Here is a 26,465-nt window from a genome sequence, read left to right on the forward strand (position 1 = left end):
CAGGCGTTTTATGTCTGTCTGTACAGGCTGAAGATTTTTCCATCATATATCTCCCGCACCTTTTCGATTTCATCAGGCTTTCCGACAATTACCGCCATCCGGTCGGCCGGCACAAATGACAAATCAATTGCACCGATATGCCGGTACTCCTTTTCCGGCATCCAGAATCCCTTCGTGCCGATACTCTGGAAATACGCTTTATCTTTATCTTCGAGATAGCCGAACATCTCCGGGTTGCCGTAAAATACTTTCCTGATGCCGAGCGTGTCGGCATAATCTTTGTGTATGGCGATGCCATACGGCTCGATGGTCATCTCCCGATAGCGTGCCCGCCATTGCATTAACGCGACCGCCTCACTTGGGAGAAGCGATGAGAAGGCCACCGCCGGGTATTCTTTACGATAGTGCCGCGATGACGGAAGCAATTTGCAACCGGCCAGAATGCGCAGGAGAGTGCTCAGACCGCTGCGGGGATAGACCGATGCCGAATTGAATAAGGCGTGGTAATGGTCATATAATGATTCATCCGGCCAGACGGTGTTCGAAGCTTTGGTCCAATGGATAATATAATCCTGAAAATGGCTGTCGATTCTGTTGTCGATTTTGGACGGATCGACACTGATTCGACATCTATGCTCGGTATCCTGATATTCGACCATAAAATCCGCGACTATCTCTTTACCGTTTTCCCGGGCCTCGGCAATCATCTTTTCGAGATTACCGCCGCCACGAATTGAAACCGGATACAGAATATCAGCCTCACCTATGATTGATTTATCGCGCAATTGAGGCAGAATGTTCCGGTCGGGATGATCGTGCTCGACTAATGTCCAGTCACATAGCTCCGGATCGATGCAGAATTGCGACATAAGCTCTTCTTTGGTATCTTCAAGCGGGCAATTATCATTGACAGGAAGGAATATTTCCTGATGTGCCTTAAAATGTGAGGCCAGAAACAGAACCAACTCCCAGGTCTTCATGCCGGTCGAAGTGAGAATGGTGCAATTACGCGATATGGCATGCCTCAAGGCCAATTGCGAATTGACTATCCACGGATCATTGCCGACCGGCCGCAATCCCTGCCGCGAATTGAGAATAACCGCCTTTTTGCGAATATTATCCGCCACCCTTTTTATCCTTTATTCCAACGTCAGATAAAAACCAACAGTTAATCTTAACGATATATAATATATTAAATTATATATGATTCAAGTGGAATTTGAAGAATGTGATATATTAATGACTGGTTTGATCGCTCGACATCGTTAATACAGCTTCACCACATTGGTATTGCTGTAGTAGAAAGTCAGAATATTCTTGAATTGCCGGCCGCTGCGCGACATCCCGATCGCGCCGCACTGACACATCCCGACACCATGACCATACCCGCCTCCGACCAGCTCGATCGTCTCGACCTTGCCATTGGCATTCTTATTGACATTGACCTTAAACCGGGCCGACTGAAGAATCATCTCCGGGTTGGAGGAGCGCTTGAACACCCAGCGGATTTTATCCCGGCCCAGGTCGTAATTTCCCTGCTCGGTTTGCACCGTCAACTCGAAAATTCGCCCGCCCGGTGTATATGACTTGATGTATATATCGGTGATGTCGCCTATCTTTATGACTCTCCCCCGCTCCGAGGACATATATTCCTCGATACGCATTTTCAGTTGCCCGGCGGTATAGGTTTCTTTCCAGTTATAATATTTCGACCAGGCGCAGAATTCGCTGTCATTGACGGCCCGCAGATAGGGCGCCGCTTTTTTGTCCCAGACCTCATCGATATCATCGGTATAGCCGCCGCAGGTGGAATGATAATAGGCGTTTATCATTTCATCACCGTATTTTATGACAAAACCGCGGGTCTCATCGATGGCTTTCGACACCAGCGGCTTCTCGACATCGACCCCATGATACAATTGATCGCTTACATCCGATTTCATGTCATAGGGCTTATCGGGGTACTGCAACAGATGGCTCATCGAATATGTCCGCGCCGCCACCGCCTGGGCCTTGATGGCTTCGAATTCCGGCTCGCCGACCCAGCCGATTTCGGGCGGGACGACCCCTTTGAGATAGTCATCGAGATGGACAATATTGATTAAATCGAGAGTGCGGCCGTCCGGGATAATTTTGAACATACCGCGATAGCTGACATTGTTATAACTCAAAAGGCCGTCCTTGCTGCGCGGTGTAATTAAAACTTCATCGAACCGATCGCCGATACGGCTGCCGCGCATAGTAACACTCAGGGAGCCTTTGTCGAAACGGACGGTAACCGGCTGCGAGGCATAATAGACCAGATTTTTCCCTGCCCGGACACATTCGACCGAAACCGATTTATTACCGGCAATGGTCATATCCGAACTGCCGCCGGCCAGCAGCACCCGGACAAACGGGAGCCGGACATAGTTGCCTTCGGAGCCCTCCTTGATGGTCGGCACTGCACCGCATCCCCAAACGATTATTATCAGCAGGACGATTGTGCCCCAGCGTGAAACATGCCTCACGAAGTGATTAAGAAATATCGATGAACGAAAGTTCACTCTTTGTCCCTCATCACGGTTGTACGATTCTTCCGCCGACACTGTCCCGGGCCGCCCCGGTCACCCGGTGCATCCCCGACGGCATGGAATGTATCGTCATGGCGCCCATAACGGCATAACAGACGGCCTCGAGATAATCCGGATCAAATCCGAGTTCCCCAATGGAATGAAATTGTATTCCCGGCATAATATCACTTAGCCGCTTTAAAAGAAATTTGTTTTTCAGGCCGCCGCCGAATAAATATATATTTTCAATTCTGTATGTAACCAATTTTTCTTTGATGGCGCGCGCAATGGCCGCCGCTGTCAGTTCGGCGGTCGTAGCCAGGATGTCATACTTATTCAGGCGAAGTTTTAAGGCCGCATTGAGAATTTTGTCGGCAAATTTTTCCCCGAAGCGCTCCCGGCCGGTTGATGGGCCGAACTTGCCTTTCAGAAAATTATCGGCCGTCAGGATTGTCAGCAGCCTTCGCGAAACATGGCCTTTCGATGCCAGCTGTCCGTTTTTGTCATAGCCTTTTTGAAAAAGGCGGCGGGCAATAATATCGATCAGGGAATTACCGGGTCCGCAATCGGCCGCCTGCATTTTAGTAAATGAAGCGCCCCGCGGAAACAAAAAATAATTCGATATTCCTCCGATATTGATAAGCAGCCTGTTTTCGCGCCTGTCGGAGAATAGATAATGCATAGCCAAAGAAGTTATCGGGGCGCCTTCACCGCCACAGGCAATATCAGCCTGGCGAAAATCAGCCACGGTCGGAAGGCCGGTCGTTGCCGCAATAGTCTCCGGATGTCCCAGTTGCATGGTCCCGCTCTGCTTTTTGCGGTCAATCGGGACTTTTCCCGGAAGATGCCGCACCGTCTGGCCATGCGACGCAATCAGGTTGACGGCCATTTTTTTCTTTTTCAGATTACGAATGAAAGCTGCCGAACGAACGGCATAAAAATGACCCAGTTCCCTGTCCAGCCGGATAACATCATCAATGGAACTCAGCCTATTGTTGATCGCCTCATAAATTCGATCGTGAAGTCTTTTGGGATAGGGAACCGTTTTGCCGGACAGAAACTTAATCGAAGGCTTCTTCGAGTTCAGATGTACCCTCACTGCCGCCAGATCGAGTCCATCGGCCGATGTTCCCGAATTAAGTCCTATTATATTCAGGCTTTTCCTGACAAGCAGTCTGTTTAACATCGCTATAAAATTACCGATGAGGTTATTTTCGATTTTATACCGGAAACTCTATCGAGTGAAATAGCAATTCTTTCGCTGTCAATTTCCCCTTTTTGGCAGGCCTCTTTAAAATATGCCACCGCTTCCTGTGCCGCTTTGAAATCCGCCCCGAACAGCAATATATCATGCCCCGCCTTGAAGGCCTGGACGGCCCTTTCACCATAACTGCCGGAGACTTCGATACCTTTCATCAGCAAATCATCGGTGATGGCGATGCCGTCGAAATTGAGTTTTTCTCTCAGGAAAAGATTGACAATCATTTCGGATTCGGTCGCAATACGGTCATCGAGCTTTGGCAAAATAATGTGTGTGGTCATGACCATATCGGCGCCGCTGTCGATACCGGCCTTGAAGGTCAGCGCCTCACGATTGAGGAAGGTCTGCAAATCATAGTCGGCGGTTGCCAGCCGGTGGTGCGGGTCCTCGGTGGCGGCCCCGAGACCGGGGAAATGTTTCAGGCAGGTGAGAAGTCCGACCCGCTTGGCGATCCTGATGGTGCTTTCTACAAAGGGAATTACATGCGCCGGGCTTTTTCCAAAGGTTCGTCCTTTAAGGCACTCATTATGGGCGTTCAGGGCCAGGTCGGCCACCGGGCCGAGCAGCAGGTTTACTCCGAGCGCGTGCATATAATATGCCGCCCGGCTGAAATGCTCGGCATACTTTTCCAGATCGACCCGTTTTTTAAACTCGGAAGCGGCCGGATATTCAACCGGCACTCCCCGAAAACGGCAGACCCGTCCGCCTTCCTGATCGACCGCAATGAAAGGAACACCTTTGGAGACCGAACAAATTTGCTTGATGCTTTCCTCGGCCAGCTTGTGCGGATTACAGTTCTTCTCGAACAAAATGACTCCGCCGATATTTTCGGAAGCGACGAATTCCAAAAATTCACTCGACGGTTTCTGTCCGTCAAACCCGATAATAAAAAGTTGTCCGATTCGATCCAGCATATTATATTACGCACACCTTGTTTTTGCCCGAACCCTTGGCCCGGTACAGCGCCTGATCAACCACCGATAAAAGTTCCTCGTTCGGTTTGCCGTTTTCCGGGAAGGAGCTGACACCGACCGAAACAGTGACCTTCAGTTCCGGGATACCGTCACCGCCGCCGAAAGTGGTGGACTCAATCGAGTTTCTGATACGCTCGCCGATTTTAGTCACTTCATCACTGGGCGTCTGCGGCAAAATAATAACAAACTCCTCACCCCCATAACGGGCGAATATATCTACGTCACGAATACACATCCTGACGACTTTTGTAATCCCCTTAAGGACAATGTTTCCCACTTCGTGACCATAAGTATCATTAAACTTCTTAAACCAGTCAATATCAAGCATAATCAGCGACAGCGGCAAATCATATCTGGCGGCACGTCTTTGCTCTTCTTTCAGTTTCATGGCAAAATAACGGTAGTTAAACACCCCTGTCAACTCATCGGTAATAGTCAGTTCTTCCATTTTCTTATGCAGGGTGGCATTTTCGAGCGCCATGGCCGCGGACCGGGCCACCACTGAAAGGATTTTCAGATCTTTCTCGCTGAAGGCCCCGACCTGGGGCGATTCGGCAATGAGGATTCCATTGGTGCGGCCGTGCGAGACCATCGGCACCATCATGATTGCCCGGGTATTCAATTTAAGAGGAGCATAATCGCGCCGCCCGGCAATGTCCATAACGACCACCGGCTGGGCCTGACTGGCGACGCGGTGAATCAGATTGGACCGGCCTTCTTCGACCGCTTTCAGATGGAAATTGTCCTGGCCGGCAATATTGCGCCCTCTGTAAATAAAGTTATTTCCGGGGCCAACCAACAGTAGTCCGCTGGCAGGATAAGCCAGGATTGACCCCATAATCTTCATAACGCCTTCGGCCATGCCATCCACATCAAGCGTTCCACCCAGAATACGGGAGTTCTCATATATCATTTCAAGGTGGGCCTGCGATTTCTCGAGCTCCGAGGTCCGCTGATTTAGAGTATCAAAAAGTTTAAGCAGCCGCCGTTCGGATCTCCTGACATAATCGGAAACGAAGGCAATAGCCAACGGCAGGCACCAGATCAGACCAATCCTGAGAATCAGGCCGAAGATATTGTTCATTTCCAGGTTTAAAATCGAAATTACCAGATAAGCCGCCGTCGTAATGCCGACCAGAATCAGAGTGGCACTCATAGTCAGCAAATAGGCGGAAAATCCAACCATGACAAAATAAAGCAAATAGAAATCGGAATGATAACCGCCCGAATATTTTATCAGAACGGTTATGAACACCAGTTCAAATATAATGATCGAGAGGTATGGCCGTCTCAGGTCGCGTTGACTCTGCTTGAGAAGCCTCCAGAATATGACTAAAGTCAGGAAATAAGTAAAAGACAGAATAATTATGGGGATCATTCCCCAGAATTGCGGAGTCGAGTTGACGATAAACCATCCTGTCCCCAATAGAATGAGCAGCCGCGACAGAAGAAAAATGGAGTCCACGCGGGGTAGGATTGTTTTTCCTTTATCCTGAAATATCTTCATATATATAAATCTGCTGTTCAAAACATTTATCGGCAGAAAATTGGGTTTATTTATTGCCGTTTAACAGATTATGAAGAAATTCGAGGAGCTTTGCGAAATTGCGGGGAAAGAATGGTTTTCCTGACCGATTGAATGATGACGCCAATCGACAAAATCAGGAGGATAATATCGGTAATTATCAAGATCACATTAAAAGCGGGAATATAATGTTCAAATAGATAATATATCAATGCAGCTATTGTGGTTACAACCATTATAACCGCCGGCACCAGGGTAAACCAGCTCTTTCGTCCTGACATATTGAGCCAGACCGTCACGGCAATAAGTGTCAGAGCGGCAAGCAATTGATTGCTGGCGCCGAAAACCGGCCAGATAAGTTTGTAACCATTGCTGACGGCCAGAACGAACATAAGGATCACGGCCAGCCCGGAATTGAACCAGAATTTCCTGAAGATAGGAGGAACGGTCGTGAAAAGACGCGCCCAGAATTCCTCGAATATGTATCGATTCAGCCGCACCGCCGAATCAAGGGTTGTGACGACAAACCCTTCGACCATCAAAATCCCGATGATAGCGCCCATGGCGGTCGGGATGCCCAGCGCGAAGTTGACCAGATGGCCGATCGACAGCGCAAAGGCCAGGACCGGATTTCCCGCTCCCCCGGTCGGCCAGGCAATGGCCATATAGTCCGGCATTTTTAACGAGGAGGCAATAGCCAGGACCACCAGAATGGCCAGGATCGATTCCAGAATCATGGCGCCGAAACCGACCTTGCGGGCATCGCTTTCGCGAGCCAGCTGCTTGGAGGAGGTCCCGCCCGCGACCAGGGCGTGGAAGCCCGAGATGGCACCGCAGGCAATGATGATAAACAGAATCGGCCAGACCGGCCCCATATGCTGATTCCCGGCGGAAAGATTGAACATCGGCATCCGTGTACTCAGGCCGTTAAAGCCGCCGATAATAACGGCCAGCATTATTACTCCCAGACCGGCATAAAGAATTTGCACATTGATAAAATCGCGCGGCTGCAGAATTACCCAGACCGGCAGCCCGGCCGCGAACAAAACATATATCGAGAGTATAATCATCCATGCCAGACCCGGCAACTGCACTGGAATGATGAAACCGACATATATCGAGACGATGCAGACTAACATGGCCAGGGCAAAAGCCAGAGATGTTTTCAATGATTTCCTGAATATCAGAAATCCAAGCAAGGGCGCCATGGCGGTGATAATAATGACCGAGGTTGATGCGATCCCGCCGATAATTCCCATTTCGCCGCCATCAACCATTTTGGTCTTCAGCAAAGTCTGGCTGTGGTCCAATCCAAGTTTGTCGATCGGCCAAATCGAGGTCAGCGAAACCGCGGTCAGCGATAGAAAAGCCGATGTCACTAATAGGAGCATGATCGAAGTAAAGATAATAAACATCAAAAAGCCGCTCTCTCCCAAAGCCTTGCGGGCGATTTCGGCCATCGAGCTTCCATTTTCTCTGATTGAGGCAAAAAGGGCGCTGAAATCATGAACCGCTCCGAAAAAAATTCCGCCGATAACGATCCAGAGCCAGGCCGGGCCGACGCCATACAATATTCCGAGAGTCGGGCCGATAATCGGGCCGGCCCCGGCAATCGTGGCATAATGGTGCGCAAAAAGGACCGCGGTGCGGGTCGGCACATAATCGACCCCGTCGTTCCTTTCCACGGCCGGTGTTTTTCGGCCGGGATCTTCGCCCAGTCGGGAAGCTATAAAACGGGCATAAAAGCGGTATCCAAGGATGAAGCAGATCAGCGCAAGCAAAAACAGGTAAAGTATATTCACGGCAGTTTTTTATTGCATTTCAATTCAGTCTTTATCATTATAAATATACGTCCATAATTTGGCAATAAGTTTTATGATTCTGTGTATGAGGCAACCTTCTATAATTCTATACGTAGATTAATACAGGAGAAAAAACGCCGGGAAAACGGCCCTGAGACATTATGAGCAAAAAACTGACCACATTATTGATCCTGCTGCTGGCCCTCGGATGGACATCTGCTTACGCATCCGTTTTCATGTCAAAAGAATCCAATGTCGTCTCCAGCCTCGATTCTCTTGATGACGATCTTTATATTTTTTCCAACTATGGTGAGGTTTACGGCATTGTCGATGGTGACCTGTCCGCTTTTTGCTTTAATTATGAGGCCGACGGTTTTATAACCGGTAATGCCAATATTTTCGCATATACGGTGCGTCAGGCCGGTGATGTCAAAATGTCGGCCAGGATATTCGGCTATGACGTTTATATCGACGCTGTAATCGGCCGCAATTTACTTGTTTATGGCAATGATATTGAAATTAGTCCCGATGCATCGGTCGGAAAGGACCTTAATTGCGGCGGTGATATCATAAATATCAAAGGCAACATCAAGGGCAATGCCGATATCAAGGCACGGGTCGTATATATCACCGGCGTGATTGACGGCGATGTTGAAATAAAGGCGGATGAAATATATATCGATGCTCCCGCGCAGATAAACGGTGAGTTGATATATACCTCGAAATACAAAGCGGAAATTGATGATGACGTCATAATCGGCGGCGGTGTCGATTGGATCGAATCAGAGGAAGACAATAGTGGAAAAGGCACGGGATTCCATCTCCCGCCGATTATTCGGGCCATTTTATTCATGATGACGCTTTTGACGGGATTCGCTTTAATTCTGGTCCTTAACCGGCATACACGGGAATCCGCCCTGCAGATCGAGCACAAATTCTGGCGGACGCTGGCCATCGGTCTTCTGTCGGAAATAATCTTTATCGGGGGATCGGTGGTATTATGCCTGATGATTATCGGCATTCCTCTGGCCGTGATACTCTCCTTTATTGGCTTTGTCCTTTTCTATGTCGGCAAGATATATGTATCGATCGCAATCGGGCGATTCATCTTTGGATTGCTGGCCCGGGGCAAGAAAGTGGCCATGGGCTGGGAATTCCTGGTGGGTCTGATTATCCTGACCATTCTCTTCAGGATTCCGGGGCTCGGAGTTATTGCCTACATTGTTGCTTTTGTACTGGGAACGGGCGCGGCCGTGACCGGCTACATATCCCTGTGCCGGATGCTGAAAAGCCAGGACAAGCCTCCTGAAATCGTCGAATCTGCTGCGTGAAGATAAATTAAAAACCGGCCGACCGGCCGTTTTTCCTCGGATCGGATGCTCCCGACATCAAGCCGTTGACGGCAATATGAACCATTTGTAAATCGGAATAAGGCTCTATTTCTTTGATGACATGACCCCGCGAAATCAAATCCTGTTTGACATTAATGTCAAAACCGCCCAACTCGAGATATAATGTGTCGGGCATCCACTGATGATGGAACCTGGGACATTCAACCGTCTTCTGAAGATTCAGGTCAAAGCGGGTGAAATTTATAATCGCTTCGGCTACAGTCGTGATAATTTTGGATCCGCCCGGCGCACCGAGCGCCAGAAAAGGACGGTCCTTCAGCATCACAATCGTGGGCGACATCGATGAAAGCATTCTCTTCCCCGGTTCGATTTCATTGGCGCGGCCGCCGATCAGCCCATACAGATTGGGCACACCCGGTTTTATCGAGAAGTCATCCATCTCATTGTTGAGCAGAAAGCCGGCCCCTTCGACGACCAGTTTGCTGCCAAAAGAGGCATTGATGGTATATGTCAGGCTGACCAGATTGCCGTCCTTGTCGGAAATACAAAAGTGCGTCGTCGATTCCGATTCGACCGACTTATCCGGCAATCCGGAACCAATCTCCTGGGAATTGGCCGCGCTCTGAAGATTGATCAGGGCCCGTCTCGATTCCAAATAATTGGGGTTCAGCAGTTCCGCCACCGGATTATCGACAAAGGCGGGGTCACCGAGATGCACGGCGCGGTCAGCATAAGCCAGCCGGCAGGCTTCGGTGAAAAGATGAATATATTCCGCATGATCGGGACTGTATTGAAAGAAATCGAACGGCTCGATTATCTTGAGAATCTCGCCGATAATAACGCCGCCCGACGAAGGCGGAGGCATCGAATAGATATCAAGTGAATCGAACTTGAAATGTACCGGCTGACGCCATACGGGCCGATAACCGGACAGGTCCTCATGGCTGATCATGCCCCCGTTTTTTTCCATGGATTGGACGATCAGGTCGGCGGTCTCCCCGGAGTAAAAGCCATCGAGCGAGTCAAGACCGATTCTTTCCAGCGCCGAAGCCAGCTCTTTCTGGGTCAGCTTTTCGCCTTTGGCAGGGGTCGAACCGCCCTTGAAGAAAACGCTTTTGGTTTCGGGAAAATATGAAAGATCCCGGGCATATTGGGCCAGTCTGCCGGCAAAGTAATCATCCAGCAGAAAACCGGTGTCGGCCAGCTTTATGGCCGGCTCGATTAAGCGGTACCAGTCAAGGGAGCCATATTTTTTCCACATTTCATAAAGACCGGCCACCGTCCCGGGCACTCCGGCCGCCTTGGCCCCAAGCAAAGAGCTGTTCGGGATGACATTTCCCTGCTCGTCAAGGTACATTTCCTTCGTGGCGACAGCGGGTGCGGTCTCACGAAAGTCCAGCGCTTCGATCCGGCCGGTTTGGGCGTCACGAATCATCGCAAAACCGCCGCCTCCGATATTGCCGGCTTCCGGATAACAGACAGCCAGTGCAAAGCCGACCGCCACGGCGGCATCAACAGCATTTCCGCCTTCCTTCAATACCTCAAGGCCGATATCGGTGGCGATGGGTGAAGCGGTTGCGACGACACCGTCGGGATAATACTTCTCGACCGTCACCATGCCGCAGGCAAAAATCAGAAATGAAACAGCGGCAATCAGCAAAATCGCCGGAAACAAAATAGGACTATGTTTTCTCATTATCTGCTCGAAGCTTAATCGAAAGCCGCCAAGATGCCTTATTTCTTTTCGATCAGGAAAATGCGCCCGTCGGGGAAGTCAATTTTCACCGGTATACCCTTGCGCATATTGTCCGAAGTTATAACCACCGGTTCCACGCCCTCACCCGCCAGCAGGTCGGTCATTTTGAGACGGGCCGAGGCGATTCCCAGCTTACGCAGATCCACCCTGACGATAACATCGCGGGAAGAGGTATCATTGATCGACGATAATTCACCCGCCGGCGGCGCCACCATAAACAGCACCGCTTTCTTGCCCGATTTATAAACCGAAATATCGACCGAAGGATCGGAACAATACAAATATGGCTGGATGCCGTTTTCGGCCAGAAGGTTTTCCAGAAAGACCATCTTGTTATGGTCGCAGTTGGAACCAAGATTGAATGTGAAAAGATACAGGGTGCCCTTGTAGCGGGATGAGGCCACACCCACGTTTTTCTTGCTCAGAGTAGCCAGCTTCCGGACCTTGTTGTCGGTCGAAAGCACGTTGCCGTAGTAGCCGGCGGTAAACTGGATACCTTTCAACTGGATCAGTTTAATAATGTCGATGCCACCGCCAAGAGCGGTCTTGATTCTCATATGTCGAGATAAAACCGGGCAATCCTTGAACTCTTCGTCATACTTGGGCATCAGGCCGCACATAATGACATTGACGCCTCTTTTCAACAGTTCGATAATGGCCTCCTGCTGAGCCTCCGGCATAAATTCGGCGCTGGGCATGATCACCAAACTGTATTTCTTCAGCGTATCCGGGTCAATGGTCTCCCGGATGTCATAGTCGATCTTGAGGCGCATCAAGTCGCGGCACAACCCGCCCTGAGAATCACGCATCAATGACTCAACATAAGTGAATTGCTGAGGATTGTTAAGTAGATTCATCCACTGATAATATCTATTCCCTATAAAACAGACCTTGGTTTCTCTTTCCATTTCATTGAGTTTAAGATCAAGGATGGCGCTGTTGAAGAGCTTGATGACTTCATAACCGCCGGTGATGGTTCCATCGACGGCCAGCGGCGCCCCATGCCAGTGGTCGCGATCGACAAACATATAATGATTGAAACCATTGAAACCGCTGAGCAGACCGGAGATTAAATAGAAGCGGCGTAACCCGTCCGGATATGAAATATCGCCCATTTTTAATTCTTTGTCAGTGGCCGGTTTGCCCGATGTGAACGAGGAGGCCCAGGCAAAACCGTATTCACCGCGTAAATAGCGCCCTTTCTGGACGAGGTCGAAGTAGGTCCCCTCCGGAAAGACATTGGTCCCAATAACCAATTCCCGTTCCTTGGAATAAAGATTAAAGGCCGGCAGAAAATCTCCCGGTCGGAAATAAAGAGACCTGAAAAATAACGGCTCAACCGTGTATGACTTGAATAAATCTTCCAGAAGGGCCAGATATGACCGGATCATAAACTCGCGGAACCGGAACCAGTCAAAAACCTTCGGCAAATCCCGGATATCGAGATCATTGAAGACTCTGGGCGGCTCGATCGCCTCGAAGGTTTCATCCTTGCTTTTATATACCTGTCGTAACTTTTTGATATCTTCATACCTGGAAGCCAGAAAACCGGGATAGTATTTGGCCAGGACATCAGGGTTGAAGTCAGCCGAACCGGGATCCAGATACCGACCGAATGATGTCTCGAAATCAATCTCCAGCATAAAAACGGGGCCGCGCGGATAAATATAATTCTTTGTCGCTTCGATAAGGTTCTTAAAATAGGAAGTCAGGAAATGATGAAAATGCGGGTGCATATAACTGGGTAAATATCCACCTTCCACGCCGGCATCGTTCTTAAGTTTCAGTTCCTGGCCTTTGGCATCGCGGGCAAAGATTTTTAAATCGGAGAAAAGGAATTTCGGCAGCCCGCCGTTCGGCCACTGGGCGGATACCCATGGCCCGGGCCGAAGAATTACCTTAAAGCCGAACTCTCGGGCCAATTCAAGAAAGACAAGCAAATCCTTCCTGGGGTCGGAGTATCCGGTAAAATCGACATCTCGCTTGTTGTCCTGATGGAGATTCCATGGAACCGAGGTGGAGATAATTCTGAATCCGGCCTTTTTGATTCTCTCAAAACAGATCGACCAATATCTCTTATCGACGCGGAAATAATGCATTTCCACTGAAAAGGGATAATATTGTTCCTTCCCGATTATGAATTTGTTGTCAGCGACTCCAAGCATATAACACCTTATCCTTCAAAGAATTACAAAATCCATGGGTTTTCCCCCGTTATCTTGAATCTTAATGAAAATAGAGAGATAAGTCAACAAAATTTATTTTTTGTCAAAAAATATATCATCAGAATATATTTTAAATAAAAATATAACGCGATAACTCCTTGTTGTATAATATCATAAAATATGAGATAATTTTGCATAAAGAGGACATAATGGACTAAAAAACTTTCAAGAACCATAACTCATTGTTCTTAATGGGTTTACAAACTGAATGAAAGATACTGCAGAATATCAAACCTAATCCATTGTTGTACAAAAAATTAACCCCCCGGCCTTATGGGGCAGGGGGGTCAAATTTCCAAAATCAAATCATTATCTAATCAGCATCAACTTCTTCGTATTGGTGTAGTTATTGGCTTCGATTTTGTAGAAGTAGATACCGGAAGCGACTTCGCTACCATTATCTGACCGGGAATCCCAATCCACCGAATAATATCCCGCGGCATATTCGCCGTCAACCAGAGTGGTTATTTTCTGGCCGAGAATGTTGAAAACCGAGATGTTGACATTGGATTTTTCCGGAACCGCGAATTCAAACCGGGTGGTCGGGTTGAACGGGTTGGGGTAATTCTGGCCCAGTTCAAACTGAGTCGGCAGGATATTCTTGTCCAGGTCGCGGACATCGGTGCCGGCGGTATCGACAACCTCCCAGCACAGCGGCGTGGACGGGCCTTCAGAAGCGCCAAGGAAAAATGCGTCCATATCTTCCCACAACCAGTCAAATTTTTGAAGCACCGGAGTCGTATTCGGAACGGAACAGGAATCGATACAGAAAAAGCCTTCGTTCAGGATCTGCATCGCAAAAGTAATATGATTGGTAGTATCCTGAATGGGCCAGGCGACTATACCGGCGCCGGTCCAGTTCAGGGTATCGGGAAAGATTGCGTCACAACCAATGCCGGTGTAATCGTCATAAACATTGAAGTAACCGGGCCAGGCGGCCGACTCCGAAATAAATGTCTCGGTCACCGTGGAGCCCCGATAATCTATGGGAGCCTTGGTTCCGGTACCGATATACTGAACATTCATCGGGTTGCCATCTTTCTCAAACAGAGCAAATGGAATACTTCCGCCTGCATGCTCACCATAATCATTAAAGAAATAAATCTTGACGGCGATTGTATCATTCAGGGCGATTTTCCCATCAATCAGAGGCTCGACTTTCGCCGTAATGGTCGTGGCCGCATTGGCGACTCCAAATGAAAGAAAGATTACCGCGACAGCAAATAATAACATCAAATTTCGTTTCATGCTTTTAACTCCTATGTTGGCAGATTATTTTTGTTCCTCACCCAAGTTTTCGACTAACCTTTGCCTTTAACACGGTCATTATATAAAGACTGACCAGAGGCGCTAAAGGATTAATCGAATTTTAAAGATTGCTAAAAAACGCCTCCCTGCGAAGCAAATTTAAGATAGCGTTATCAATAAAGTCCCTGTCTCACCTCCCTCTATTGGCCATCAATAGTTTAGGCATATTTACCCAATATCTGTTTAATCACAGATTATACAATCTGATATAAATTCCGTCAACAAAAAAATCGATCAACTGCAAAAAATACGTAAAAACCGGCAATCACAACGGAGGTGGGGGACCGCCTTTATATAAATAACTTATAAGATAGGTCGCATCCAGAATATTCATGGTTCCGCTGGCGTTGGCATCGCCGCAATATAAGTCGGGCGCCGGGCCGCCTTTGTATAGGTAATTGATTAGAAATGTCACGTCAAGAATGTTGATGGTGCCGCTAAAGTCGGCATCTCCCCGATCACAAGCAGCAACCGATATCTGCCCCGCAATCTTAACCGGAACATAATTACTCACCACCGATCCCAGTTCCAGAATACGTCCGGAAAGCGTGGTGTCCGAAATGGTTAAGACTTCGTTCGAGGGCGGATTTCCGATATAGAAATACAGCTTCAAAATAACGCCGGTATCGGCCGGCAAATAACTGGAGCCGGGAGTGGTGGTATTGGGAAGCATGCTGATCATAAAACGCTGGCCGACCGGGTCGAAATAGATATTTTTGACCTGGTCAAAATACTCGGTGCGCAGACCGACTACGGAAGCCGAGTCAAATCTGACATATGCCGGGTATGCCGGCGGTTGTCCATTGGGACGCCTGATTTTGAAGGGGAACATGATCGAGCTGTTCAAATATTTGTTATCCAGATAGACCGGAACCACAATACTGTTATTCGGCTGGGTCGAAAGGGAAGCTATCCGCAGGGTGTCGGCGGTGACCATGACAAGGTTTTTCTGAGTTTCAGTCGCGGTTCCGTTGGCATCGTCAACAGTCAAGGAAACGGTTTTCAGACCATAATCATAATAAGTGTGGCTCGGATTTTGACCCAATGATGATCCTCCGTCACCAAAATCCCAACTCCATGTGGTCGGCGAATTGGGTGACTCATCGACAAAATCGACCGCCAGAGGCGCTCCGCCCTTTAATACCGGTCCGGCGCTGAAAGCGGCGGTGGGAAGATTTTGCAACGCTTTGTAAGCGTTAAGCCTTCCCGAACCGAGTTTACCCTGAAGCCAGAGCGGTTCACTGTACATATCATCGGTATTGTTCAAAATCAGGGGCATTATTTCATCATAACCATAGTCCGGCATATGCGACTTGATTAAGGCCACGACACCGGCCACATGCGGTGCGGCCATGGAAGTGCCGCTTAACGAAGCATAAGTCTCCGCGCCGAAATTACAGAAAGTATTATAAATATTGGTGCCTGGAGCACAAAGATCGACCCACGTCCCATAATTTGACCAGGTATTTTTCCTGTCATCAGAGTTGGTCCAAGCCACCGATATGAACAGCGGATGGCCGGCTCCAAAAGGATCTTCCCAGGTATCATAATAGTCGGGATTGTCGGCTCCGTCATTGCCGGCCGCATGAATCACCGGAATACCGGCGCTGTCGGCCCGACGAAGAGCCGCGGTCATGGCGGTTGACTGACTTGTGCCGAAACTGCAGTTCATGACACAGGCCCCGGCAGTAACGGCATAGTCAATGGCGGTGGCCACGTTGGCGCTGTTAACATAACCGGTATAACCGGCCTCCGGCGTGTAGCCGTAGCCGCCGACCCGAAGACACATAATGCGGGCACCGGCATTGGGGCCCTTGCCGCCCCCCCAGCCGCCGGCAACACCGGCGACGCCGTAGCCATTGTTGCTTACGGCGGCCGCAATTCCGGCCACATGCGTTCCGTGCCCGTCATAATCGGACGGCTTATTATCGGGAATACTGCAGTCGGCATCATAACAGGTGGCCCCGCTGAATCCGGTGAAAAAGTCGTATCCGATAAGGTCGTCATAACCGTTTCCATCGTCATCGACCATATTCGAATCATCGACATCAAACACGATCATGTCGCCGTCAAGATCCTCACCAGGATTGACCCAGATATTATCTTTCAAATCGACATGGTTAAACATAACGCCGGTGTCAATTATGGCAATCTTGGCGGTATCCGAGCCCTTTTCTATTCCCCAGGCAAGAGTATCCTGGATTATTTTGACGCCCCATTGAAGATTGAAACTGGGGTCATTGGGAATCCACCCGCGGATCGGTAAAATATAAACCGGTTCGGCGGTTCTGACGTAAGGGTTCTGCAGCAATTTATCAATAACCGCCTGCAAGTCTTTTTCTTCCGGAAAAATAATTTCATAAAATTTCGACATATTGACATTGCCGAAATTATCTTTGTCCTCATTATGTCCCGGGAACATTCTGTTTACCTGGTAGACCTCGATCTCTTCAAGAGTATTATCCAGGATTGGTATTCCGAAACCAACTTTATCAATCGACGCCGACAACTTATCGGGCAGCACATCGGTTTCGAATTGCACTTCAAGCCGTCCCGGCATAACTTTGGCGCCGTTGCCGGTTTGATTATCCATGAACCTGGCTTCAAGCGAGGCGGCTGTAAGAAAACATGTGAGGGTCACTAAAAGGATGGCAGGGAGGAACTTAGCTCTTTTCCTCATGTCTAATTCTCCGGTTAAAGACCTATCTTAACACCATTTTTTCAAATTTATTTCAAACACTTATTTTCGACTTAAAAGGCGGCAAAGAACCACCCCTATCTGTTATTAACAACTGATTTATCAAGTTGTTTCTACTAATTTGGCTTTGTTACTATATCGGAAAATTATTTAATCTCTCAAATAAAACAAGCGAGTAAAATGATCCCCTTTTAATGTCTCTCTTGCGTGGTTCAAAATTCCCGGGGAGCCGTTGTTAGCGGCCCCCCGGTTTAATTACAGCGTAAATTCTGCTGCCAAAATCTTTAATTCAGATTTAAGGCAACATTCAGTAATCCGTTTCTATATACCGGTACACAAAGCACATGGCGGGGTCGGACACTTGGGTGCCGCACCGCCCTTGTACAGGTAACCAATGGTATAAGTCACGTCAAGAATATTAATCGTGCAGTTGCCGTTGGCATCAGCCTCGGCCGGACACGGCGGAGGATTGCCACCCTTGTAAAGGTAACCGATCGTATAGGTTACGTCAAGAATGTTGACGGCACCATTGTTGTTGGCATCGCCCGGAAGATTACAGCAGCACAGTGCTTCTGAACGACTCGGCCAACTGAAGATATCCGGTCTCGCGGCGATCCAGGCGCGAGCTCTGTCGATAGTAGCCTGGAGGTCGGAAACACCGCCACTCTTCTCGGCCGCAAGAATCTTGACGAAGACAAGCGTATCGGTCGTCTTAAGATTAAATGTACCGAAGACCGAAACCATATTCAGATCCTGATACAGCGAATCTTCCATCGACGGGTTGGTTGCTTCCCAGGTTTCCCAGGAACTGCCCATCGCTTTGACCTTTTTGTACAGCTGTCCGGCGACAAAATCACCGGTAGGACCGACCCAATCATCGTTGATATGAGTCCACCACGGACCAGCCGGATTTTCAAGACTGTCAACGCCATAAACAACCGGTGAACCTTCGTACCACGGCGCTCTAAAGCCGTTATAGAAGGCCATACCACCGACACGCTGATCGGCCAGGATACAGTCGTTATTTTCAATACTGTCGGCGTCATATTCGGCGCCATAGCAGTACATCAGGTCGCGACTGGTTGTGCCGGTACCGCGATCAAAGCCGGAACCGTTTTCAACGCCGGAATCGGAAGGAATATCCCAGTCAAAGATATCGCCGATGATAACATTGTTAAGGTTGCCGCCTTTGTTGATATAGAATCTCTCTTTCATAACGATGAAATCGCAGTCCACGGGAGTGGTCGGGGCGAAGTACTCAACCTCGACGCCAATGGCCGAGTCTTTGGTCAGGTACTTTCCGGTATAACCATAATTGTAGTCGGCATAAGAAGTGGAATCAATAAGGAGACCCTCAGTGGGACGCATGGCGTATTTGGAAAGCCAATCGGTATCGAACATGTAATAGTTCAGGATGGTGTCACCGGCCTGGTTTATCCGCAGGATAAACGGACTGGCCTCATACAGATAAACACTGATATTGTCATCCTGCCCGGCCACGTTAGCCGTGGTATCGCAATCACTGAAGTAGCTCATGTTGACACCACCGGTGGGATAATTGCCGCCGTCACCGATATTACCGGCATTGTTGATGCTAATGCTGAGGCAATCGGTTCTGATGACAGCCTTCTCCGGGAACTGAACGGTGTCGGCCACAATCAGATAAATCGGGAAGTGGAACAGCGATTTGCCGGCCGCATCGGAATCAATAATCAGTTCGCCTTCCAAACCAACACCGTCGGTAGTAACGACACCGCCGGCATTAAGCGTTACGGAAAGCTCATAGAAGTTGGGCGACAGATGAGAAATGGTAAGCGGGCCGCTGTTGCCAACACTGATCCAGCCGGTATAACCGGGGGTGATATAGTTGGCGGAAATCGAGGTCACATGCAGCACGGCATTACCGACGTTCTCCAGTTTAATGACGGTATCGAGCGGAATGCTCGGTTTTGTCCAGGTGGGATCGTCAATCGTCGCAGGAGAAATGGACAGCACCGGATTCGGAACCGGATCAACGCAGGGAACGCGGAACCATTTCAACGGGTTATAGGTCCAGATCGCCTTATCCTGGACGGCCCCGCCCGGATGTCTGTCATTTACATAAAAGACATCAAGGAAATAATCTCCGGTATATCCGCCCGACGGATCAACTATGGTGGCGTCGGTGAAATCGCCGGAGACAACCTGCATACCGAATCTTGCGATCGACGGCCAGTTGTCAGCCTCGCAGAGGACGGCCCCGGTAGTATCGCAGAGCGGGGTATAGGTATTGGTCAGGTTACGGGAGATATCCCAGTTATATCCGCCATTGTCGGAAACCGAGATATGGAGCTCGCCGTTGGCCGTTCCCGAAACCGAACCAAAGTTGGTGGCATCTTTATGACAATCGTCGTAAATGCCGGCATTATAATCGTTAAACTGCACGAATACCGCATAGAATTTGCCGTCGCATTCGGACAATTGCATTTTGACAACCGACATTTCGTTCCAGGCACCACCATAGCACCAGGTTCCATCTTCCGGAGGAGCCCAACTCGAGAAATCCTTGATGGTACGCTTTTCATCGGTGGTCTCGTCCCAATGCCAAAGACGGCCGGCTGTCGGCCAGCCCTGGAAACTGCCGCCATTGACCGGTGACCATGCGAAAGCGTCCCAGATAACATGCAATTTGTCATCGGTGCCGATCAAGGCTGACAAGTCGCAATGCGCGCGCCATCCAACCACCGAAGAGTCACTCTTGGTGATATTGATCTTGGAACCCCAGGAGGCGCCCATGTTGGTTGAAGTCATATAATAAATATCATTTTCTCTCTGGCTGCCGCGGGTGACCGACTCGCCGCCACCGGTGACAGCGGGAAGGTTGGCAATCCAGACCAGACAGACTTTGCCGCTGACGCGTGAAGCAGTCACTATTTCACCGAGGTCATCAACGGTATCGACCATCATCGGAGGATATGACCAGGCACCCAGAGTATCGCTGCCGACTCTGCGGAAATAAGCGATACCGCTGGAACCCTGGGTATTACCCTGCTGGGCAATAAGATGGGTTACCGTATCGCCGCCAAAAACATGATATTCATGGTTCGGCCAGATATATTCCGGATCGCCGGTGTGCTCCAAAGCAGGATAGGCATAAAATGAATCCGGAATGCGGCTCTTATGCGGTGAGAAGAAACAGCCGCCCGGGAAAAAGTCATACCAGAGAGTCGATGAGTAGCCAGCGCCCTCTTCGTGATGGTTGCTGATATTAACCTTTCCGGTCGTACCGACATCAAGTCCGACATATCCGGAATAGTTGATGCCCTGTCCAAGGCGAGGATGAATATCGCAACCGCCGCCGACGCCGGCCTGTGAAAAATCACCGGTCTGGTCGTCCCAAGCTTCATAGCCGGTACCGCGGTCATCACCCAGGATGCGGGTCAGTGACTTCATCCAGGCAAAATGAACCATTTCGGTGCCACGCCAATCGACCTGGCGGTTCATACGACCGTTGGACTGATAGTCATAAGTCGTATAACCAACCACCTTACCCGGAGAGGCCGCATTAACCTCATCAAAACCCAGAGACTGGGTTCCGCCGGGATTATAAACATAATCCAGATCTCTCTCGGCCCCTGCCAGTTTGTACTTCGGAAGCGAACTGGCCGGTGTCAGTTTGGGACCATGATTCTTCTTGGACTCGTGCATACCGAAGGCAGTAACGGACAGCAAAGCAAAGATCAACAAGGAGAGGAAAAGAATCGTCCAAAGATTCCTTGTCATGTTCTTGCTCCTTTCAAATTTTTTACAAATTCCCAATTGAATCCCTAAATTCCTCAAGGCATTTTTGGATTTTTTCAAAACGATTTCGAGATTGAATCCCGAACAGAAAATTTTTACAAAAAGAACTTATTTTCCCGGATCTCACCTCCTCAAAGAACACATAGACGTTTATGACAATAACCAACTACATTTATTGTGCAATTATCATTGGTCACATTAACCAATACGTTCCCGTTTCGATATGCTGAAGCATAAATTAAGATATTGCCCAGCATATAATTATAGCGTCAGATGTTTACAATACATTAAATCACTTAACGAGTGTACAGCAAGTGAGGCTATACGGGTAAAACCGTCGTACAGTCAAATTTGTCTATAATTCCAAAAACCCTTGTAGCAACATTAAAATAATCAGAAGTGGTTCTTTTGTCAAGGTATTAATTCTTTTTCCCCAATAAAGAATCTGTCTTTTGGGCCAAAAAAAAGACCGCCCGCAGATGCGGACGGTCCGGAAGTAAAGAGGTCTTATATACTAAATTATTGCGGCGGAGGCGGCCCCGATTTGTAGAAGTAATTCACCAGATAAATGGCATCCAGCAGGTTGAGAGCAGTGTCATAATTGGCATCGGCCGCCTCACTGGAAACCGGCGCATCTCCGGCCTTGTACAAGTAGTTAATAATAAACAAAACATCCATCAGATTTAGCAGATTGTCGGTATTGGCGTCACCGCGCAAGGTCTGAATTACCCTGTAAGTGGCAGTCATAACATTGCTTCCGCCAAGGTTATCGGTAACGGTGAAATTGACCGTGTATGAGGTCCCGGTCTGAGTCATATTGGGAACAAAAGTGAAGGCGGCGGTCCCGTTGCCGGAATCGACAAATGTAGCGTATGGAATCAGGTTATCGATGGAGAATGTACATGACCCGCCCTCGGGATCCATCGCATGAAGGACATCGACATGTGTGAAATCGACCACGGTCACGATGGTATCCGGCAGTTCGGCCATGAAGATCGGCGCCTGATTGCCGGCCTCGACCACCGTTATATGGCCCACCAGGGTATCTTCGGAAACACCATCCGAGGCAATAAATCTGACATTATAGATACCGGCCTGGGTGAAATTGGGATAGAATTGGAAGGTTTTGCGATAGACAAAGATACCGGTAAAATAGGAATTGACCGGCAGGTTTTCGCCACGAAGCGCCGGCAGGCCACCGTCAGGATCGGACGAGATGACTTCGAAAGTAAGCGTACCGCCCTCGAGGACGGAGAAATTAAGAGTGTCGCCTGTCAGAGTCGATCCCAGGTACTGGACCTGAAGCACCGGCTTTTGGTTCCTGTTAAATACATTTATTTTTACAGGATCAATTACGGTAGTATCCGCAGTGTATATCTCATCAACTGCCATAAATGCAATATAGTAGATCACGGGAATGACAGGATTCGACGAATTTCCCTGAGTATAATCGGGCGCAAAACTGAAGGATCCGGTCCCGTTACCATTGTCGACAAATGTCATGTTTGTCACATATGTCGAAGTTGACGTATACACGCCAACACTTGGAATAGTGCTGTCACGATCCAGAGTCAGCACGGTTATACTAATGACATCACCCTCAAAAATATTATAAGTCAAAATATCAGGGTCAATCGCAATCAGCGGAGGTTGATTCAAATCGGTAACCGTAATACTAACAAATATAGAATCCTGCAAACCGGGATCATCCGAATCGGTAGCGACTATTTTGACGGTATAATTTCCGGCAGTATAATAGCTCGTGGTCCAGTTGAATCTTCCTGTAAAATCGCCGTTGTCGGTGAATGTCGCCCCGGTCGGGAGCCCGCTGGCAGTCAATGTCGGCGGAACCATATCCACGTCCGAAGAAGTGACATTGAAAGTAATCACGGAATTCTCAGAGCCGGTAATGGCGCTCACCGGTGTCAATGATGGCGGCTGCGGGCCGGCATCGGTAATGACAATAACAACAATGATGGTATCGACGAACTCGGCATCGGCGGCCATTATATATACATTATAGGTTCCGGAATCGGTAAAACCGGGCTGAATGAAGATACTTCCCGTGCCGTCACCATGGTTGGTAAAGGTTGCAAATGTGGGCAGCGAATCAACTGTCAGAGTCGGTATCGTGCCATCGGGATCAGTCGCATTGATGGCAATTGTCATGGTATCCGTTTCGACGACATTCGGGCTTGTAATCGGATCAATAACCGGTTCCTGGTTGCCCGCTTCATAAACCTGAATCAGAACATTTTTCTTGGTGACGTCAATGCCGTCATAGGCCTGGACGACGATTCCATAAAGCCCGGCCTGAGTGTAGGCGGGACTAAAGGTAAACATCCCGGTGCCGTCGCCATTATCGACGAATGACGAATTGGCCGGAGCCTTTGAAACACTCAATTGCGGGAAGCCGCCGTCGGGGTCGGTCGCCGAGACCGGAATGTCGAGAGTTCCGCCTTCCCAGACAGTGAAGGCACTGCCTACCACCAGGACCGGCGGGCGGTTCTCCAGAACGATGGTGATCGTTACCGGCAGAGTCGCCGTCAGCTGCGGGGCACCCATGTCGGTAGCAATAAAGGTCACACTGATGACGCCGGTTTGAGTCGAATCAGGTGTAAAAGTAAAGGTTCCGGTGTTATTGGCATGATCGACAAAACTGGCATGGGCGGGCGTGCCGACAGCCGTCAGGAAGAGTCGATGAGCGGCGACCGGATCGGTGGAGTCGGAAGCAGTAATTGTAAAGGTCAGCGTTTCATCGACCACCACACCAAAAGGCCCGGCCGGTTCAATAACCGGCGGCCGGTTGACATCGGTAATAGTTACCAGCACCTCATTGGTGGATACGGCCGGAGGACTTTGGAAATCAAAGGCCGCAAACCAGATCGTATCCTGGCCGGCATCGAGATAAGTGGCATGATAGCGGAAAACAGCGACACCATTACCGCTGTCAACAAAGTTGTAATTTAACATGGTGGTGTTGGCCGTAAGATTCACGCCGGAACCATCGGGATCGGTAGCCGTAACCACTATTACCAGCGAATCACCCTCGAAAATAGTCGTGTCATTGACAATGCTCATAACCGGCGGCTGGTTGCCCGATTCGGTAACACTGATCGCGACCAGTTCCGAGTCGGCCAGAGAGCCATCGGAGGCATAGAACAGGACATTGTAAACGCCGGCCTGATTGAAGTTGGGATCAAAGGTAAAGGTCCCGGTGCCGTCGCCATTGTCCACGAAACCGCCATTGGTCGGTATCGATTCGGCAATAAGCCCGGGGATGGTACCATCAGGATCGGTCGCGCTGACATTAAATGTCAGGTTGCCGCCCTCAGACACAAACTTCGCGCCGATGGCGACCAGAACCGGCACCTGATTGCCGGCATCATTGACCGTTATATTAACTAACTCGGAATCAATATCAATATTATCAGAAACATAGAATGTCACCGGATAGAGGCCGGCTTCGGTGAATCCCGGTGTCCAGTCGAAGGTGCCAGTGCCGTCGCCGTTATCGATAAAGGTAGCGGTTCCCGGCAGCGCCGAAGTGGACAAGACCAGAGGATCGCTATCGCCATCTGTCGCCGTAACCGCGAAATTGAGATTGACCTGCTCATCGGTTGCGCGAGGTCCGATTGCGGCCAGAACCGGCGGCTGGTTGGTAGTAACAACATCTATCTGAACGACTTCCGAATCGACTAAAGCGCCGTCGAAAGCCTTAAAGGTGACGGAATACGTTCCGGCCTGAGTGAGGTCGGGATTGAAGTCAAAGACACCGGTACCATCGCCGTTATCGGTGAAGGTGGCATTGGTCGGAACATCGGTGGCTGACAATGACGGCGGAATTCCATCAGGATCGGTGGCGCTGATGGCGAAGTTCAAATTCCCACCTTCGACAACCGACCGCGGGCCGATGGCCGCGAGCACCGGCGGCTGATTGCCGGCATCGGTAACGGTTATGTCAACCAGCTCAGAGACAGTATCGATATTATCGGTAACATAGAATGTCACAGGGTATACTCCGGCCTCGGTGAATCCGGGCGTCCAGTCGAAGGTCCCGGTTCCATTGCCGTTGTCAATAAACGTGGCCGCACCCGGCAGGGCGGAGGTATAGATAATCAGCGGATCGCTATCGGAATCAGTCGCAGTCACAGTGAAATTTAAATTAACCGCCTCAACAACATTCCGCGGGCCGATAGCAGTCAGGACCGGCGCCGAATTAGCCAAATAAGTGTATCCGCTGACCAGCGGCGAGGAAGGAAGCCCTGATGCGGTATTGGTGACGACGATGTCCGCCAGTCCGGCTGTTCCGGGCGGTGTGATACCGGTGATCCGATAAGGCGAAACCACCACGGTCGAAACCAGTGAAGCTCCGCCGATAGCTACTGCAGCGCCGTTGATATCGAAATTGCTTCCGTTAATCGTTACGGCCGTGCCGCCGACATAGGAACCGGAACTGGGAATGACTGATGCCACGTTCGGTGGTTCGACCAGAGCGGAGTTGACGGTCATCAGGTCGGAATGCGGGCCGAGAATGCCCGAACCATTCTGCGCAATTACCATATAGGTGTAACTGTCGGTGCCGTTGACGGTATTATCGACAAAGAAACTGTCGGCAGTCCCGGGATTAGCCAGTGAACCGGATGGAGCGTCGATTCTGAAGAACGAGCCGCTTGAGGTCGAGGGCCTGCGGTAGACATGATATGTCTGCCCTGCCATATGGTTCCAGGTGACTATCACCGACGAGCCGGAAACAGCTCTCCCGGCCAAACCGGTCGGTCTTACCGGCCAGGTTACCGGACCAAGGGTTATATTTTCCTGCTGGAAGGAGTTATTGGGTATCAGTTTGGATAAGACTGCTCCTTCGCCGTTGGCAACATTATAGAAATAATAATCGTATGGAATCCCGGGGGCCTCGGTCAAATAATTCTGGAAATCATCGAACCAGTTGCCGGCGTCATAGCCCGCACCGATGGAAGTTTCAAGGCGAACTTCTTCATCGGTATCACCGAGAAATCCATAGAAATTGACTTCGCCGTTGACCGGGGTTGTCGCATTGGAATTGGCCACCGTTCCGAATATGGACCCCTGCGCAAAGGCTGAAGATGAATATAGAAGTAACATAACCAACAGCAGATATAGCCACTTTGGTATTTTGCGTTTTGACTTTTTGAAATGCACGTCGGCACCTCCAGATATGTAAAAAACTATTTTATTCATCATCATTTTTCT

13 protein-coding genes are annotated in these 26,465 nt (G+C 49.5%); 1 reads left to right on the forward strand and 12 read right to left on the reverse strand.

The window, feature by feature from the left end; all coding sequences use genetic code 11:
* Positions 1–8: 8 nt before the first annotated feature.
* The 6 genes from CVT49_05830 to CVT49_05855 form a co-directional block, all read right to left on the reverse strand.
* Complete coding sequence (locus tag CVT49_05830) at positions 9–1,127, reverse strand: hypothetical protein (GenBank protein ID PKK83944.1); 1,119 nt, start codon at positions 1,125–1,127, stop codon at positions 9–11.
* 138 nt (positions 1,128–1,265) lie between these two features.
* Positions 1,266–2,588 carry a hypothetical protein gene (locus CVT49_05835; protein PKK83945.1) on the reverse strand — a complete coding sequence of 441 codons (1,323 nt, stop codon included), beginning with the start codon at positions 2,586–2,588 and terminating at the stop codon, positions 1,266–1,268.
* On the reverse strand, positions 2,560–3,738 hold the full coding sequence (locus CVT49_05840) for a hypothetical protein (protein PKK83946.1): 1,179 nt from the start codon (positions 3,736–3,738) through the stop codon (positions 2,560–2,562). Before CVT49_05840 ends, CVT49_05835 begins: the two co-directional genes overlap by 29 nt.
* A gap of 2 nt (positions 3,739–3,740) precedes the next feature.
* Positions 3,741–4,727: a hypothetical protein gene (locus CVT49_05845; protein PKK83947.1), complete on the reverse strand. Its 987-nt coding sequence runs from the start codon at positions 4,725–4,727 to the stop codon at positions 3,741–3,743.
* A gap of 1 nt (position 4,728) precedes the next feature.
* Positions 4,729–6,294, reverse strand: a complete 1,566-nt coding sequence (locus CVT49_05850) for a hypothetical protein (protein ID PKK83948.1) — start codon at positions 6,292–6,294, stop codon at positions 4,729–4,731.
* 68 nt (positions 6,295–6,362) lie between these two features.
* Positions 6,363–8,114 (reverse strand): carbon starvation protein A, encoded by a 1,752-nt coding sequence (locus CVT49_05855; protein PKK83949.1) that lies wholly within the window; start codon positions 8,112–8,114, stop codon positions 6,363–6,365.
* Positions 8,115–8,275: 161 nt separating this feature from the next.
* On the opposite strand from CVT49_05855, the gene CVT49_05860 reads away from it, so the two are divergent.
* Entirely contained in the window at positions 8,276–9,445 is a 1,170-nt protein-coding gene (locus CVT49_05860; GenBank protein ID PKK83950.1) for a hypothetical protein, read from the forward strand.
* A 7-nt stretch (positions 9,446–9,452) separates the two neighbouring features.
* On the opposite strand, the gene ggt is transcribed toward CVT49_05860, so the two are convergent.
* The 6 genes from ggt to CVT49_05890 form a co-directional block, all read right to left on the reverse strand.
* Positions 9,453–11,162, reverse strand: coding sequence for a gamma-glutamyltransferase (gene ggt / locus CVT49_05865; GenBank protein PKK83951.1), 1,710 nt, complete (start codon positions 11,160–11,162; stop codon positions 9,453–9,455).
* Between the two features lie 38 nt (positions 11,163–11,200).
* On the reverse strand, positions 11,201–13,387 hold the full coding sequence (locus CVT49_05870; GenBank protein PKK83952.1) for a hypothetical protein: 2,187 nt from the start codon (positions 13,385–13,387) through the stop codon (positions 11,201–11,203).
* 369 nt (positions 13,388–13,756) lie between these two features.
* Entirely contained in the window at positions 13,757–14,695 is a 939-nt protein-coding gene (locus CVT49_05875; protein ID PKK83953.1) for a hypothetical protein, read from the reverse strand.
* Between the two features lie 325 nt (positions 14,696–15,020).
* Positions 15,021–17,435 (reverse strand): hypothetical protein, encoded by a 2,415-nt coding sequence (locus CVT49_05880; GenBank protein PKK83954.1) that lies wholly within the window; start codon positions 17,433–17,435, stop codon positions 15,021–15,023.
* A gap of 339 nt (positions 17,436–17,774) precedes the next feature.
* The gene (locus CVT49_05885; GenBank protein PKK83955.1) at positions 17,775–21,215 is read right to left on the reverse strand and encodes a hypothetical protein; all 3,441 of its coding nucleotides are present in this window, start codon (positions 21,213–21,215) and stop codon (positions 17,775–17,777) included.
* Between the two features lie 537 nt (positions 21,216–21,752).
* Positions 21,753–26,459, reverse strand: a complete 4,707-nt coding sequence (locus CVT49_05890) for a hypothetical protein (protein PKK83956.1) — start codon at positions 26,457–26,459, stop codon at positions 21,753–21,755.
* Positions 26,460–26,465: the final 6 nt, after the last annotated feature.

Source organism: candidate division Zixibacteria bacterium HGW-Zixibacteria-1 (assembly GCA_002838945.1).
Classification (GTDB): domain Bacteria; phylum Zixibacteria; class MSB-5A5; order GN15; family PGXB01; genus PGXB01.